This is a genomic window from Paenibacillus caseinilyticus (assembly GCF_027533645.1).
In the GTDB taxonomy this organism is placed as follows: domain Bacteria; phylum Bacillota; class Bacilli; order Paenibacillales; family NBRC-103111; genus Paenibacillus_G; species Paenibacillus_G caseinilyticus.
The window spans coordinates 461,248-475,452 of sequence record NZ_JAQAGY010000002.1 but is presented as its reverse complement, the minus strand read 5'-3'; the positions used below and the strand labels follow the sequence as shown (position 1 = coordinate 475,452).

The 14,205-nt window shown below is 58.0% G+C and carries 15 protein-coding genes and 1 other annotated feature; of the genes, 2 read left to right on the top strand and 13 right to left on the bottom strand.

The window, feature by feature from the left end:
* Positions 1 to 182: 182 nt before the first annotated feature.
* The gene (locus tag O9H32_RS04835) at positions 183 to 1,322 is read left to right on the top strand and encodes an N-acetyldiaminopimelate deacetylase (RefSeq protein WP_269864737.1); all 1,140 of its coding nucleotides are present in this window, start codon (positions 183 to 185) and stop codon (positions 1,320 to 1,322) included.
* A 204-nt stretch (positions 1,323 to 1,526) separates the two neighbouring features.
* Here O9H32_RS04835 and O9H32_RS04830 read toward each other — a convergent pair whose 3' ends face one another.
* From O9H32_RS04830 to lspA, 3 genes are read right to left on the bottom strand one after another with little or no spacing between them, the layout of a single operon-like run.
* The gene (locus O9H32_RS04830; RefSeq protein WP_269864736.1) at positions 1,527 to 2,690 is read right to left on the bottom strand and encodes an aminotransferase A; all 1,164 of its coding nucleotides are present in this window, start codon (positions 2,688 to 2,690) and stop codon (positions 1,527 to 1,529) included.
* Between the two features lie 18 nt (positions 2,691 to 2,708).
* The gene (locus O9H32_RS04825; RefSeq protein ID WP_269864735.1) at positions 2,709 to 3,698 is read right to left on the bottom strand and encodes an RluA family pseudouridine synthase; all 990 of its coding nucleotides are present in this window, start codon (positions 3,696 to 3,698) and stop codon (positions 2,709 to 2,711) included.
* Positions 3,695 to 4,231, bottom strand: coding sequence for a signal peptidase II (gene lspA / locus O9H32_RS04820; protein WP_269864734.1), 537 nt, complete (start codon positions 4,229 to 4,231; stop codon positions 3,695 to 3,697). The genes O9H32_RS04825 and lspA overlap by 4 nt, the downstream gene beginning before the upstream one ends.
* 142 nt (positions 4,232 to 4,373) lie before the next feature.
* Between lspA and O9H32_RS04815 the strand changes: the two genes are divergently transcribed.
* On the top strand, positions 4,374 to 5,135 hold the full coding sequence (locus O9H32_RS04815; protein ID WP_269864733.1) for a TraR/DksA C4-type zinc finger protein: 762 nt from the start codon (positions 4,374 to 4,376) through the stop codon (positions 5,133 to 5,135).
* Positions 5,136 to 5,157: 22 nt separating this feature from the next.
* Here O9H32_RS04815 and O9H32_RS04810 read toward each other — a convergent pair whose 3' ends face one another.
* From O9H32_RS04810 to sigG, 10 genes are all read right to left on the bottom strand, one after another.
* Complete coding sequence (locus O9H32_RS04810) at positions 5,158 to 5,508, bottom strand: DUF5665 domain-containing protein (protein WP_269864732.1); 351 nt, start codon at positions 5,506 to 5,508, stop codon at positions 5,158 to 5,160.
* A gap of 125 nt (positions 5,509 to 5,633) precedes the next feature.
* Entirely contained in the window at positions 5,634 to 8,399 is a 2,766-nt protein-coding gene (gene ileS, locus O9H32_RS04805; protein ID WP_269864731.1) for an isoleucine--tRNA ligase, read from the bottom strand.
* Between the two features lie 82 nt (positions 8,400 to 8,481).
* Positions 8,482 to 8,741, bottom strand: a binding site (T-box leader).
* Between the two features lie 113 nt (positions 8,742 to 8,854).
* Positions 8,855 to 9,334 (bottom strand): DivIVA domain-containing protein, encoded by a 480-nt coding sequence (locus O9H32_RS04800; RefSeq protein WP_269864730.1) that lies wholly within the window; start codon positions 9,332 to 9,334, stop codon positions 8,855 to 8,857.
* Between the two features lie 208 nt (positions 9,335 to 9,542).
* Positions 9,543 to 10,328, bottom strand: a complete 786-nt coding sequence (locus tag O9H32_RS04795; protein WP_269864729.1) for a YlmH family RNA-binding protein — start codon at positions 10,326 to 10,328, stop codon at positions 9,543 to 9,545.
* 15 nt (positions 10,329 to 10,343) lie between these two features.
* Complete coding sequence (locus O9H32_RS04790; RefSeq protein WP_269864728.1) at positions 10,344 to 10,613, bottom strand: YggT family protein; 270 nt, start codon at positions 10,611 to 10,613, stop codon at positions 10,344 to 10,346.
* Positions 10,614 to 10,638: 25 nt separating this feature from the next.
* Positions 10,639 to 11,067, bottom strand: coding sequence for a cell division protein SepF (locus O9H32_RS04785; RefSeq protein WP_269864727.1), 429 nt, complete (start codon positions 11,065 to 11,067; stop codon positions 10,639 to 10,641).
* 33 nt (positions 11,068 to 11,100) lie between these two features.
* Positions 11,101 to 11,793: a YggS family pyridoxal phosphate-dependent enzyme gene (locus O9H32_RS04780; protein ID WP_269864726.1), complete on the bottom strand. Its 693-nt coding sequence runs from the start codon at positions 11,791 to 11,793 to the stop codon at positions 11,101 to 11,103.
* A gap of 67 nt (positions 11,794 to 11,860) precedes the next feature.
* A complete protein-coding gene (gene pgeF / locus O9H32_RS04775; protein ID WP_269864725.1) occupies positions 11,861 to 12,715 on the bottom strand; it encodes a peptidoglycan editing factor PgeF in 855 nt (284 codons plus the stop codon).
* Between the two features lie 192 nt (positions 12,716 to 12,907).
* Positions 12,908 to 13,219 carry a YlmC/YmxH family sporulation protein gene (locus O9H32_RS04770; RefSeq protein WP_269864724.1) on the bottom strand — a complete coding sequence of 104 codons (312 nt, stop codon included), beginning with the start codon at positions 13,217 to 13,219 and terminating at the stop codon, positions 12,908 to 12,910.
* Between the two features lie 199 nt (positions 13,220 to 13,418).
* Positions 13,419 to 14,201 (bottom strand): RNA polymerase sporulation sigma factor SigG, encoded by a 783-nt coding sequence (sigG, locus tag O9H32_RS04765; RefSeq protein ID WP_269864722.1) that lies wholly within the window; start codon positions 14,199 to 14,201, stop codon positions 13,419 to 13,421.
* Positions 14,202 to 14,205 lie beyond the last annotated feature (4 nt).

Here is a 14,205-nt window from a genome sequence, read left to right as displayed (position 1 = left end):
CCCGGCGCCCCGCGCGCCGGGCTTTTTTTAAAATCCAAGAATGTATATCGCGCCAGAGCTCGATTCTGTCTTCGTATATTTCTAATAAACGCGCACTGCCCTTAAAGGACGGCGAAGCCGTTTATCTTGTGAGCCGGCGGCCCCCACTCTAACGACCCTATCCAGAGGAGGCAACCCTTGTCATGACGACCCTTCCATTCGAATCCGCCCGAATCCGCCGGGACCTGCACCGCATTCCCGAACCCGGCTATCAGGAATTCAAGACCCAGCAGTACCTGCTGGATTATATCGCATCCCTTCCGCAGGAGCATATCGAGGTACGCACCTGGCGCACGGGCATCCTGGTGAACGTCAGGGGCACGAACCCGCAGCGCCGGTACGGCTACCGGGCCGACATGGACGGTCTGCCGATCGCCGAGGAAACCGGCTATGACTTCCGCTCAGAGCACCCGGGATACATGCACGCCTGCGGCCATGATCTGCACATGACCATCGGGCTCGGGGTGCTGTCGTACTTCGCCCGGCAGCCGGTCCGCGACGACCTTACCTTCATCTTCCAGCCTGCCGAGGAAGGCCCCGGCGGCGCGCTGCCGATGCTCGAGAGCGGGGCGCTCGGGGATTGGATGCCTCAGGAAATGTTCGCGCTCCATGTGGCCCCGGAGTATCCCGTGGGCACGATTGCGACGAAGCCCGGCATTCTCTTCGCCAATACATCGGAGCTGTTCATCGATCTGACGGGCAAAGGGGGCCATGCCGCTTTCCCCCACAACGCCAATGACATGGTGATCGCCGCCTGCCAGCTCGTCGGGCAGCTGCAGACGGTCATCTCCCGCAATATCAACCCGCTCGACTCCGCCGTGATCACGATCGGTAAGATCGAAGGAGGAACGAAGCAGAATATCATCGCGGAGAAAGCCAGGCTTGAAGGTACGATCCGCACCTTATCCGCCGATTCGATGAAGCTGGTAAAATCCAGGATCGAAGCGATCGTCTCCGGCATCGAGGTTTCGTTCGGGTGCCAGGCGGAGATCGATTACGGCGCGAATTACCGCCAAGTATTCAACGAAGCCGGCGTGACGGAGAACTTCATGGCCTGGCTGCGGGAAGCGCGGCGAAACGACGTACAGCTCGTCGAATGTACCGAGGCGATGACCGGCGAGGATTTTGGTTATTTCCTCGAAGCCGTTCCGGGCTTCATGTTCTGGCTTGGCGTCGATACGCCGTACGGGCTGCACCACGCCAAGCTCGAGCCGGACGAGCGCGCGATCGACCTCGCCGTCAGCGTGATGACCGACTACTTCACTTGGAGAGCCTCCAAGTAAAGATGAAGAGGACAGGCCGGCTGTGACTGCCGCATACTCCTCCGTCCCCGGGAGCTTCCTTTTCCGGGACGCATAAGCTGCCTCCCCCTCCTTTTCCGGCCTTGGGAAATACAATCCACTCGCCGCGAACAACAAAAAGACCGCACCGGCAGACAACTGCTGCCAAGTGTGGTCTTTTTTGCTGCTCAAGTATAACACCAAAGGTTATAACCCTTTAACAAATGCCTCGAGCCGCTCCATCCCCGACTCCAGAACATCCATGCCATAAGCATAGGAGAGGCGGATGTAGCCTTCGCCATAGACCGAGAACGCATCCCCGGGCACGACGGCTACCCGCTTCTCCTCCAAGAGCCGCAGAGTGAACTCCATGGAAGGCAGGCCGAACCGTTCGATGGATGGGAACAGATAGAACGCGCCTTCCGGTTTCACCAGGTCGAAGCCCATGCCCTGCAGCCGGTCATACACATAATCCCGGCGCTTGACGTACTCCGCCTTCATCGGCAGCGCGTCGTCCCGTCCGGCCGTCAGCGCCGCCACCGCCGCATACTGCGAGATCGAACTGGCGCAGGTCACATTGTATTGATGCGCTTTGACCATGTGCCTCGAGAGATAAGCCGGAGCAAAGGTGAATCCGACCCGCCAGCCGGTCATCGAATGCGACTTCGACAGGCCGTTAATAACGATCGTCTTATCCCGCATGCCGGGCACTCCGGCAATAGAGCGGTGTGCCCCCTCATACACCAGCTCGCTGTAGATCTCATCGGACACCACGAACACATTCCGGTTCTCAAGCAGCCCGGCCATATCGGAGAGCTCCCTCTCGCTTAAGATCCTTCCCGTCGGATTCGACGGATAGCAAAGAATGACACAGCGCGTATTCTCCGTCAGATAAGGCTCCAGCAGCTCGGCTGTGAGCTTGAACCCGCTGCGCCGTGTATCCACGTACACCGGTGTCCCCCCGCACAGCCGCACGAGCGGCTCATAGCCTGGGTAGATCGGACCCGGCAGGATGACTTCGTCTCCCGGTTGCAGAATCGTACGGAGCGTGATGTCGAGCGCCTGGCTGGCGCCGACGGTGACGATCACTTCCTCAGCCGGGTCGTACTGCAAGCCGTATTTGGCTTCGATGAACGCCGCGGCCGCGCGCCGAAGCTCCGGCAGCCCGGCATTCGGCGTATAGGTTGTACGGTGATCTGCGATTGCCTGCTCGCCTGCCCGCAGAATATGAGCCGGCGTCGGAAAGTCCGGCTGTCCGATCGTCAGCGACAAAGCATCGGGATATTCCGCCACCTTGTTGGCGATTTTGCGGATTCCCGAGATTTGAATCTCTTTTAGCTTCGGATTGATATACGCTTCGAGTTCTCCCATGCGTTACATTCCCCGCCTCTACCTCATTTTCAACACTTCGAGCAGCCGGTTCATATCGTCCGGCAGCGGCGCCTCGAACAGCAGTGATTCCCCGGTCCGCGGGTGGTCGAAGCCGAGAACCGCCGCATGCAGCGCCTGCCCGTCCATCGGAATGCCCTTGCTCTTCGAGGGCCCGTACTGCGGGTCTCCCACGAGCGGATGCCCGATGAACTTCATATGCACGCGGATCTGGTGCGTCCGCCCGGTTTCGAGCTTGAGCTCCATCAGCGTATAATCCCCGAAGCGCTCCAGCACGATAAAGTGCGTCACCGCATGCTTGCTGTTCTTCTCCGTCACCGTATAGAGCTTGCGGTCCTTCGGATCGCGGCCGATCGGCGCATCCACCGTTCCGTTCTCATGCGGCACGTTGCCGTGTACCAGCGCAATGTACTTGCGCGTAGCCGAGTGGGCCTTGAGCTGTTCTGTCAATCCGGCATGGGCCAGATCGTTCTTCGCGGCCATTAGCAGGCCGGACGTGTCCTTGTCGATCCGGTGGACGATACCGGGACGCATGATCCCGTTAATCCCAGATAAGTCCTTGCAGTGGTACAGCAGCGCATTCACCAGCGTGCCGCTGTAATGGCCCGGCGCCGGATGAACGACCATGCCGCGCGGCTTGTTCACCACGATCACGTCGGAGTCTTCATAGACGACCTCGAGCGGAATGTCCTCAGCGGTCAGCTCGAGCTCCTGCGGCTCGGGTACGACCAGCTGCAGCCGGTCGCCTTCGCTCAGCTTGTAGTTCGGCTTCACCGTACGGCCGCTGATCGTGACGTGTCCGTCCTTGATCCACTGCTGCAGCTGGGTCCGGGAGACATCGAGCCCGTCTTCGAGCATCTCGGCCAGGAACTTGTCGATCCGCTCGCCCGCCTCTTCCTGCCCTACGCTCCACTCCAGCGCCCCTTCGGCCTCTTCTATCCAATCCTGCACGTCATTGCCCTGCAGGTGTTCGTCTTGTTCGCTTCTCATGGCTGCATATCCCCGCTTTCCACTTGTCGTGCATTGTGTTCTTTTGCTTCTCTAGCCTCGCGGCGCCAAGCCAGAATGGAATCCAGGAAGATCAATCCCACGCCGGTTACGATCGCCATATCCGCTACATTGAAGATCGGATAAGAGTAATCCACAGGATACCCGAAGAACGGGAACCGGAAGTGAAAATACAAGAAATCCACAACCTCCCCGAACAAGGCCCGGTCGATGAAGTTCCCCAAGGCGCCGCCGAGCAGCAGCGACAGGGCAAAGGGCAGCAGACGCTTGCCTTCCCTCAGTATCTTCCGCAGATACCAGATCACGCCGACGACCACGCCCACGGTAATCAGCAGGAAGAACCAGCGTTGATTCTGCAGGATGCCGAACGCTGCGCCGCGGTTGCGGTGCGAAGTAATTTGGAAGAACTCGCCGAGGACCGGTATCGTTTCACCTAGCGTCAGATTGCTCACAATCATCCACTTCGTCGCTTGATCGACCAGCAGTACAATGAATGCGTAAATATAGTATTTCAATGGATCCACTCCTCACCATGGTGGGCTGCCGGTAAAGTAAGGGCGCTGGGACATCCGGCAGGACATAATATCTGGCATTGTAAAAAGGACCCCGTCCGTGAAAAATAACGGCAGTGCAAGTGTATTGAAGGAGGCGCTGAAGGTGACTGAACATCATTCACAACATAAGCTGACGAGCGATCAGCTTCAGCAGTTGAAGAGCCAGCTTCAAGAAGAGCAGACCTGGCTCGAAGAGCATCTGCAGGGGGGCGAACACTTCGGCCTCGGCGATTCCGTCCGCGTACAGACCGGGGAATTGTCGACGAACGACAATCACCCCGCGGACATGGGAACCGAGATGTTCGAGCGTTCGAAGGACATCGCGCTGCTTGAAAATGCGGAACGGCATCTAACCGGAGTGAATGAAGCGCTGGAGCGGATGGATGCCGGCGACTACGGCACCTGCCGTACCTGCGGGACTTCCATTTCATTCGAGCGGCTTCAAGCCATCCCCACAACGATGTACTGCGTAGAGCATGTGCCCCATCCGGCACCCGAACCGCTGGAGCGGCCGGTAGAGGAGCAGTTCCTGAACCCTCCATTCGGGCGGACTTCCCTAGACGACCAGCCCGACCAGAACGGATTCGACGGCGAAGATGCCTGGCAGATTCTCGAGAGCTACGGTTCCTCGACCTCCCCGGCCTACGCAGAGAACCCGAACGAATCGGACAGCTACAACGAGATCGAGATCGAAGCCGACGAGAATGTCGGGTTCGTGGAGTCTTACGAAAGCTTCGTTGCAACGGACCTCTATGGCCATGCCGTAACCGTTGTCCGCAACGGGGCGTACCGGGAATACATGCGCAACGGGGAAGGCTACGGGCTGCTTGAGCCCGAGACCTCCGTGGAGGACAGCTATGAGTAGTACGTCTGCTCTATGACCGGGCTCAATACCGTCCCATCTGATGCTGTACCTGATCCACCAGGTCGGCAATGAATCCGCCGATGATCGGCAGGTCCAAGGCTCCAAGCCCTTTCAGCATATAAACGAGTCCGGTAGTAAACACCGTAATACCAAAAGCAATACCGACGCCCCGGGCGGATCCGCTGATAAAATTAAGCCACAGCAGACGCTTAGGGTCGTTCATCAGCTGAAGATACTCGGCAATCTGCTTCTTCTCGAGCCCTTCGGCGATCTCGGACACTTTGCCGTGTACCTGCTCGAGCAGCTCCTGCTGCCTTTGCGGCTGCGGCGGCTTGGGCGGTTCAGAATTCGGTACGACGCGTTTCGATTCCAAGCGTGATCCCTCCTTCAGGCCCCGGCTGTTGCCCGGGGAAAAACAACAGAACGAGCTGTTCCCGGATTTCGCTTAGCAGAAGTCCGGGAAACGGCTCGTTTTCTGTACTTTACCTCACTTGCTGCTTACCCTTGCGCTCCCGCTTCGATTACTTCGGCACACCGTTTGCACAGGGCCGGATGCTTCTCGCTGTGGCCCACTTCCGGCGTCACGATCCAGCAGCGCTCGCACTTCTCGCCCTCGGCCGATGTCACATGAACGGACAATCCCTTGAAGGCATGAGCCCCCACCGGAGCCGATTCGCTGTCATGTACGACAACCGCAGAGACGATGAACAGCAGATCAAGACGGTCGAAGCCTTGCAAGAAAGCGGCGGTTTCGGCGTTCGGGTACAGGTGAACCGCGGCGCTGAGCGAGTTGCCGATGAGCTTCTCTTTGCGCGCTTCCTCGAGGGCCTTCAGCACATCGTCCCGGATGGCTCCCAGCTGCTCCCACTTGGCCTCCAGCGCCTCATCGAAGAGGGAAGCGTCCACCGGCGGCAGCTCGGCGAGTTGTACGCTCGGCAGCTCCGTCCCCGGGATGTACTTCCATACTTCATCGGAAGTATGCGGCAGGATCGGCGCGATCAGTTTAGTTATTACCGTGAGCGCTTCGTATAATACTGTCTGCGCCGCGCGGCGGGCAGGATCCTGCGGCAGGCTCGCATACAAGCGGTCTTTCAGGATATCCAGATAGAACGCGCTCATCTCTACGGCGCAGAAGTGATGAACGGCCTGGTAGACCACGTGGAACTCGTAGTTCTCGTAAGCAGCCACGACGCGCTCGATCAGCCGGTTGAGGCGCAGCATCGCATAGCGGTCCAGCTCGCTCATCTCCTGAACGGACACGCGGTCAGCCGCCGGGTTAAAGTCGGACAGGTTCCCGAGCAGGAAGCGCAGGGTGTTGCGAATCTTGCGGTAGCCCTCGGACGTCTGGTTCAGGATGTTATCGGAGATGCGCACATCCGACTGGTAATCCGTCGACGACACCCACAGCCTCAGAATATCGGCCCCGAGCTTGTTGCACACCTGGTTCGGATCCACCGTGTTGCCCAGCGACTTGGACATCTTGCGTCCTTCGCCGTCCAGGGTGAACCCGTGGCTCAAGATGCCTTTGTAAGGGGATTGCCCCTTGACGGCCACGCCGGTGATCAGCGACGAGTTGTACCAGCCGCGGTATTGGTCGGAGCCTTCGAGATACAGGTCGGCCGGCCACTGCAGCTCTTCGCGCGATTCGAGAACAGCCATATGGCTCGAACCGGAATCGAACCAGACATCCATGATGTCGGTTTCTTTGCGGAAGTGATCGTGCCCGCACTTGCTGCAGACCGTTCCTGCCGGCAGCAGCTCTTTCTCGTCGCGCAGGAACCAAGCATTCGACCCTTCCTCTTCGAAGATGCCCGCGACCTGCTCGATCGTCGCCTCGTTGACCAGCGGCTCGTTGCAGCTGCGGCAGTAGAAGATCGGGATTGGCACGCCCCATGCGCGCTGACGGGAGATACACCAGTCGCCCCGCTCCGCGATCATATTGTGCAGACGGATCTCGCCCCACTCCGGCGTCCAGTTAATCTTCTTAATCTCCTCGAGCATCTCTGCCCGGAACTTGTCGATGGAAGCGAACCATTGCTCCGTCGCCCGGAAGATGACCGGCTTCTTTGTCCGCCAATCGTGCGGGTATTGATGCTGGATCATCGCGAGGTGCAGCAGATGACCGGATTCCTGCAGCTTCTCCGTGATGGCTTTGTTCGCCTTGTCGTAGAACAACCCTTCGAAGCCCGGCGCTTCTGCCGTCATATGTCCCTGGTCGTCCACCGGACACAGCACGCCGAGGTTGTAGCGCTGGCCGATGACGAAGTCGTCTTCCCCGTGGCCCGGCGCCGTGTGTACGCAGCCTGTACCGGCTTCCAGCGTGACATGCTCGCCGGTCATGACGAGCGACGTGCGGTCATAAAACGGATGCTTGCAGAGCACGCGCTCCAGCTCGCTGCCCTTGTGCGTGGCCAGGACCTTCACATCCGTCCAGCCGATCTCCTTCGCAGCGGCTTCCAGCAGCCCCTGCGCCAGGACGAATTTGCGGCCGCCTGTCTCCACAGTGACATAGTCGAACTCCGGATGAAGCGAGATGCCGAGGTTGGCCGGGAGCGTCCAAGGGGTGGTCGTCCAGATCACGATGGCCGCATCTTCAGGCAGCTTGCCTTTGCCATCCGCTACGTCGAAGGCCACGTAGATCGAAGCGGACGTCTTATCCTTATACTCGATCTCGGCTTCTGCCAGGGCACTCTCCGAGGACGGGGACCAATAGACCGGCTTCAGGCCCTTGTAGATATAACCTTTGTTAACCATGCCGCCGAACAGGCGGATCTGCTGCGCTTCGTACTTGGGCTGCAGGGTGATGTACGGGTGATCCCAATCTCCGCGGATTCCGAGTCGCTTGAACTGGGCTTTCTGCTTCTCGACCCACTCCAGAGCGTACGCCTTACAGTAGTCGCGGAATTCCGGCACGCTCATCTTCTTGCGGTCGACCTTGCCGCCGTTCGCGATGGCCTGCTCGATCGGCAGACCATGCGTATCCCAGCCCGGCACATAAGGCGCATCATAGCCCTGCATTGTTTTGAAGCGGACAATGATGTCCTTGATGATCTTGTTCAGCGCGTGCCCGATGTGGATATCACCGTTCGCATACGGGGGCCCGTCATGGAGAATGAACTTTGGTTTGCCCTTGCGGCTCTCTTGTACCTGACGGTACATATCCGTCTCTTCCCAGTGCTGCTGCATTTTCGGTTCAGCCTGCGGCAGGTTCCCCCGCATTGGGAAATCGGTCTGCAGCAGGTTTAATGTTTTGCCATAATCCATTCTTGCTTCCACTCCTTCTTCGAATTGCCGATCCTGCTGACCCGCCGCTTCCGACAGACAACAAAAAAAGACTCCAGCATCCCATAGGGACGAGAAGTCTCGCGGTACCACCCTGATTAAGACCTCTATACCCCAAGATTTGCATGCGGATGCGCACAAATAGAGATAGGAGTGTCTTCACTCATTGATCGATAACGGGATCGGCCGATACTCTTTACTGGATGCTTTCAAGAGATGCTCCCAGGTGATATTCTTCCGGTGCCGAAGGCCGGGCTCCCACCAATCCCCGGTTCGCTGGCTTCGGTCAGAACACGGAATACTCGTCCCGGTCATCGCTTTCGCTCATGTTAACTTTATATGGAGTATAGCCGATAGCGTCTTTCCCGTCAACTTCGGGAGCCTCAGGCCCCAGTCCCTCATCAGAAGACCGGCTGCAGGTCCGCGGTCTTCGTCCTTTACGGCTGCTCTACTTCCGTACGCTCAAGCGAGCTCCAGTCTTCTTTGCTGAGCAGTTCGAGCTGGGCTTCGATCAACGTCCGGAACCGGGTGCGGTAGATCGACGCCTGCTTCTTCAGCTCCTCGATCTCCATGGAGATCTTGCGCGACTTCGAGAGCGACTCATTGATAATGCGGTCCGCATTCTTCTCCGCTTCCTTGATGATGAGCTGCGCTTCTTTCTTCGAGTTATGCTTGACTTCATCGGCGGCTTCCTGGGCCACGATAATCGTCTTGCTCAGCGTCTCTTCTATATTGGCAAAATGATCGAGTCGTTCCTGAATGGTCATAAGCTGATTTTGCAGCTCTTTATTTTCACGGATCAGCGCCTCATAGTCCTTGATCACCTGATCGAGAAATTCGTTGACTTCGTCTTCATCGTATCCGCGAAAGGACCGGCTGAATTCTTTGTTATGTATATCGAGCGGTGTTAAAGCCATCGGTGCACCTCCTGCATATTTAGCGAAACCAACATGTACTGGTATATTCGACAGCTTCCCGTATTTTCCTGCACTACAAGCCAAAAATTCCCCGGAATCACGGAAAATCGCTTGTCCCCCTGCGGATTTCGCCTGAATTCGCGGCCGCAGGCCGCTACCCGAGTGAACCTCCTGGCCGGCAGGGCCGCCCACAGCAAAAAATCGGCAGTCACGTGTACTTGCCGATTTTTAGGCGGGTTCTCCCCTTTTTGGTGACGCCCTCGACTTCGAGCACCTTGAACCGGCCCGCCCCCTGAAGCGAGACGACATCCCCCTCGCGAAGCGGCTTGCTCGGATCCTCTTCCTGCTTCCAGTTGACCTTGCAGCGCCCCGCTTTGATCGGGACGAGCACCTTGGCCCGGCTGAGACGGTAGACATCGCTGACGATACCGTCAAGACGTAAAGAAGCAACGGAGAGCTGCAGCTCCTCGAGCTTCACCTCCGTAAAGCGCAGCTGGCTCAGAGGCAGCTCTTCGGTCATGACATGCACCCGGTGAACCTGGTTCAGGTTCAGCCGGAAGTAGTCGGCAATCTCCGAGGCCACGAGAATATGACAGCCGTCCGGACGAACATGAATGTCGCCGACCTTCTCCCGCTTGATGCCGAGGCCGAGGATCGCCCCCATGTAATCCCCATGATCGAGATCTTCGAGCTTCTCGTCCGGGGAGGTGATGGATAGCAGAGCGATTCCGGGGTCCTCCGCCTCGAGCACACGGTAATCCGGGGCAATCCAGGCCCGCTTGCGTTCGGAGGCCGGGTGCCCGCCGTTCATATGAACGTGCACATCCATGCTGCGGTTAACGAGCGTCGTAAGAATGAAGGCCTGCCGAGGATCCAGGAAGTCAGTCAGCTTCGCCTCATGCGCTTCCGCCCGGGCCACCCACTCGGCCGCCTTGTCCACGAAGCGGTGCTCGTCCGGGTGAAAATGCGAGTAAATCGGATCGGTTGATGTCATGATGGGCTCCGTCCGTTACAAGATATATCCGATGATCGCGATGATGCCTTGGCCCACAAACTGCAGGGCAATCAGGGCTACGATCGGGGAGATGTCGATCATGCCGCCGAGCGGCGGAATGAACCGGCGGAAGATGCCGAGGTACGGCTCGCATAACTTGCCGAGGAACTCGCCGATAAAGCTCTCGCGCGCATTGGGAAGCCAAGACAAGAGCACATAGGCAATCAGGAGATATTGATAAATTTGAATCAGTGTGGATACATAACCGATGATGTTGACGTTCAAGCAGTTCACCTCTCTAATATATGCCTTATCCTTCGTGGTTCATGATCTCCGAGATCGAACCGTGAATCTCAACGGTATCGGGCGTACATAAGAAGATATTCGGCCCAATCTTCGAAATCGACCCGTTCAAAGCGTACACGGTACCGCTGATAAAATCGACGATCCGCGTCGCCTGGTCGGAACGGATCCGCTGCAGGTTCACCACGACGGGACGGCGGGAACGAAGATGATCCGCGATCTCCTGGGTCTCCTCGTACGAACGGGGCTCATGAAGGATCACACGGACATTTTTCTGGGAATGGATCGAAACAATATTATTCCCCTTACTGCTCTTACGCGGTTCCTGGGCAGGAGGTTCCACTTCTTCGTGCGTTTCCACAACACGCTCGCGCTCTACGATCTCCTCTTCTTCCTGCAGGCCCAAAAAGTTCATGAATTTATTCATCACACCCATACCCTTTCCTCCTTTGTTGCAGCTCTCCGGCGCTTATTCCTTACCCACCAGAACGGTTCCGAGACGCACCCATGTGGCGCCTTCCTCAATGGCAATCTCAAAGTCATTCGACATGCCCATGGAGAGGCCGTGCACTTCGTAATCCAGCAGCCGCGCTGCGTTGAGACGGTCCCTCCACTCCCGGAGTCCGCTGAAGACAGGACGCGTCTCTTCCGGCCGCGCTTCATAAGGAGCCATGGTCATTAATCCCTCGATCCGGATATGCGGGCAGCCCCTGCGGAGCTCGCGCACAAAATCCATCAAGGCTTCCGGTTCCATGCCGTATTTGGATTCTTCGCCGGAGATGTTCAGCTGGAGGAAGCAGGGAACGACAATCCCGAGGGCGGCCGCCTTCTTCTCGATCTCCTTGGCCAGGGAGAGCCTGTCCAGCGAATGAATGTATTGAAAGCGTCCGACGACTTCCTTCACTTTGTTGGTTTGGAGATGCCCGATAAAATGCCAGACCGCCCTGCTGCCGAAGGCTTCCCATTTGGCAGCCGCGTCCTGCCAGCGATTCTCGCCGATCTGATCGAGACCTTGATCCAGGGCCGTCCCCGTCGTCTCGAGCGACACATATTTGGTTACCGCAATGATCCCGACTTCATCCGCGCTGCGTCCCGCCCTCTGGCAGGCGGCGGCGATCCGGTCATTCACGTGCCTGATGCGTTCTTGTAAATTCGTAGTCACTTGCGCTGTGTCCTCCCGCTGCCGACAAATCTTCGGTTTGTTGACCGGAAGCGGGAGGCTCGGAGCCTTACGCCCGCAGTCCGATCCAAGCTGCCATCCGGCCCGTTCTTCCCTCTTCCTTGCGGTGCGAGAAGAAAAGATCGGTACGGCAGCTTGTACATAAACCACTTATTTCGATATGAGACGGCATAATTCCTGCTTTTATCATAATTTGTCGGTTGACAGCTTGCAAGTTTAATGTGTATTTGCCATTCGGCTTCCCTTCATAGAAAGGGGCCTGCCCGGCTTCGAGCGCTGCTCCCCCGCTGAAGCCGAGCGCTTTATCGATCCGCGAGATGACCGTATCGTCCACTTCATAGCAGCAGGCTCCGATCGACGGACCGATCGCAGTCAGCAGATCTCGGGCTTTGGTGCCGTAAGCGGCACTCATCGCCTCTACCATCGACCGGGCAATGCCAAGCGCCGTTCCTTTCCACCCCGCATGCGCCAGACCGACCGCTCCCCGGATCGGATCGTAGAAGTAGAGCGGTACGCAGTCCGCGAAGAGCGCATGCAGGTACACGCCCGGCTCGTTCGTCATGAATCCGTCCTTGGCCTGCAGCGCCGTCTCCCGCTCCCGTATGCCCGCGCCGCGCATTGCCGCGGTCACCATCTGGATCTCCTTGCCGTGCACCTGCTCGCCGTAGGTGCAAGCTTCGAACGGGACCCCCAGCGCCTCCGCCAGGCATCGGCGGTTTGCGACGACCCGCTCCGGCTCGTCATCCACGTGCAGACCGCAGTTCAAACCCGCGAACGGCTCCCCGCTCCCCCCTCCGGTGCGCGTCGAGAATCCGGCCGTTACGGACGTGCCGGCGCTCATGAAACCGCTCAGCATCATTACTTTCGTGCCGTTGCCGGCTTCCTGAAGTACAAATGGCTCCATGGGCTGTTCCTCCTCATGTATAATGAATCCAGTATACATCATAGCCCTCTGCGATAGCTATGCAGGATATGCCCTCGTTCTGCCTGTACGAACGCCGCGGGACGGACTTCCATGGCAGGCCGGCCGAACCCGGCCCTTTTCCCTCCCTGAGCCCCGGGCCGCTCGCGCTCCCCGGCTTACGGCCCCTTCTGTCTATCCCCGGTGCTGCCGGTTGTAGTCATACGTGATCTCAGGCTCATCCCCCTGCCGGTATGGCCGCACATCATCCAGCTTGACGAGAACGACATCCATACCGATTTTGACGATGTTCTTCCAGGGAATGACCACGTCCGTCGCCCCTCCGAAGAGTCCGAAGAACCGGGCGTTGTTCGGTACAACGATCGCTTCGATCCGTCCCTGCCGAAGGTCCAGCTCCAGATCGCTGATCTGCCCGAGCTTCTTGCCGTCCACAATATTAATAACATCCTTCGTCTGAAAATCGGATATTTTCACAGCCAGCGCCACCGCCCTGCCCGCCCACCGTGCCTTGGTTCCAAGTGGGCTTTGTTACTACTATATGTGGGCTCAGCCAAAAATGTCCCCGTCCGATGCGAAATGACTCCCCCTTCCCCCCGCGAGCTTCCCGACTACAAAAAAAGACCGCTTGCCGTCCAGGGACGGTAGGGGTCGAATGGTCACTAACGCGTTCCGCCGTCTGGCGGGTTTAATTCTTAACATGCTTCTGCATCTGGGAGATCGCCGACTTCTCAAGCCGGGATACCTGTGCCTGCGAGATACCGATCTCGTCAGCCACCTCCATCTGGGTTTTGCCGTCGAAGAACCGCATGGAGAGAATCATCTTCTCCCGGTCGCCGAGCTTGCGCATCGCTTCCCTGAGGGCAATCCCTTCGATCCACGAGACGTCCTTGTTGCGGTCGTCGCTGATCTGGTCCATCACATAGATCGGATCCCCGCCATCGTGGTAGATCGGCTCGAAGAGCGAGACGGGATCCTGGATGGCATCCAGTGCGAAGACGACGTCTTCCTTCGGCACGTTGAGCGCCTCGGAGATCTCGTAGATCGAGGGCTCACGGGAGTTTATATTGGTGAGCTGGTCGCGCACCTGAAGCGCCTTGTACGCGATATCCCGCAGGGAGCGGGAGACGCGGATCGGATTATTGTCGCGCAGATAGCGCCGGATTTCGCCGATAATCATCGGTACCGCATAGGTCGAGAATTTTACATTCTGTCCGAGGTCAAAATTATCGATGGCCTTCATCAGTCCGATACAGCCTACTTGAAACAAATCGTCAACGAATTCCCCCCTGTTGTTGAACCGCTGGATCACGCTCAGCACCAGCCTGAGGTTGCCGTTCACTAATTTCTCTCTTGCAGATCGTTCATTATTCGTCTGCAGTCCGACGAACAGTTCACGCATTTCCGCATTCGTCAAAACCGGTAGCTTTGCCGTATCGACGCCGCATATTTCGACTTTGTTTCGGGTCACCGTG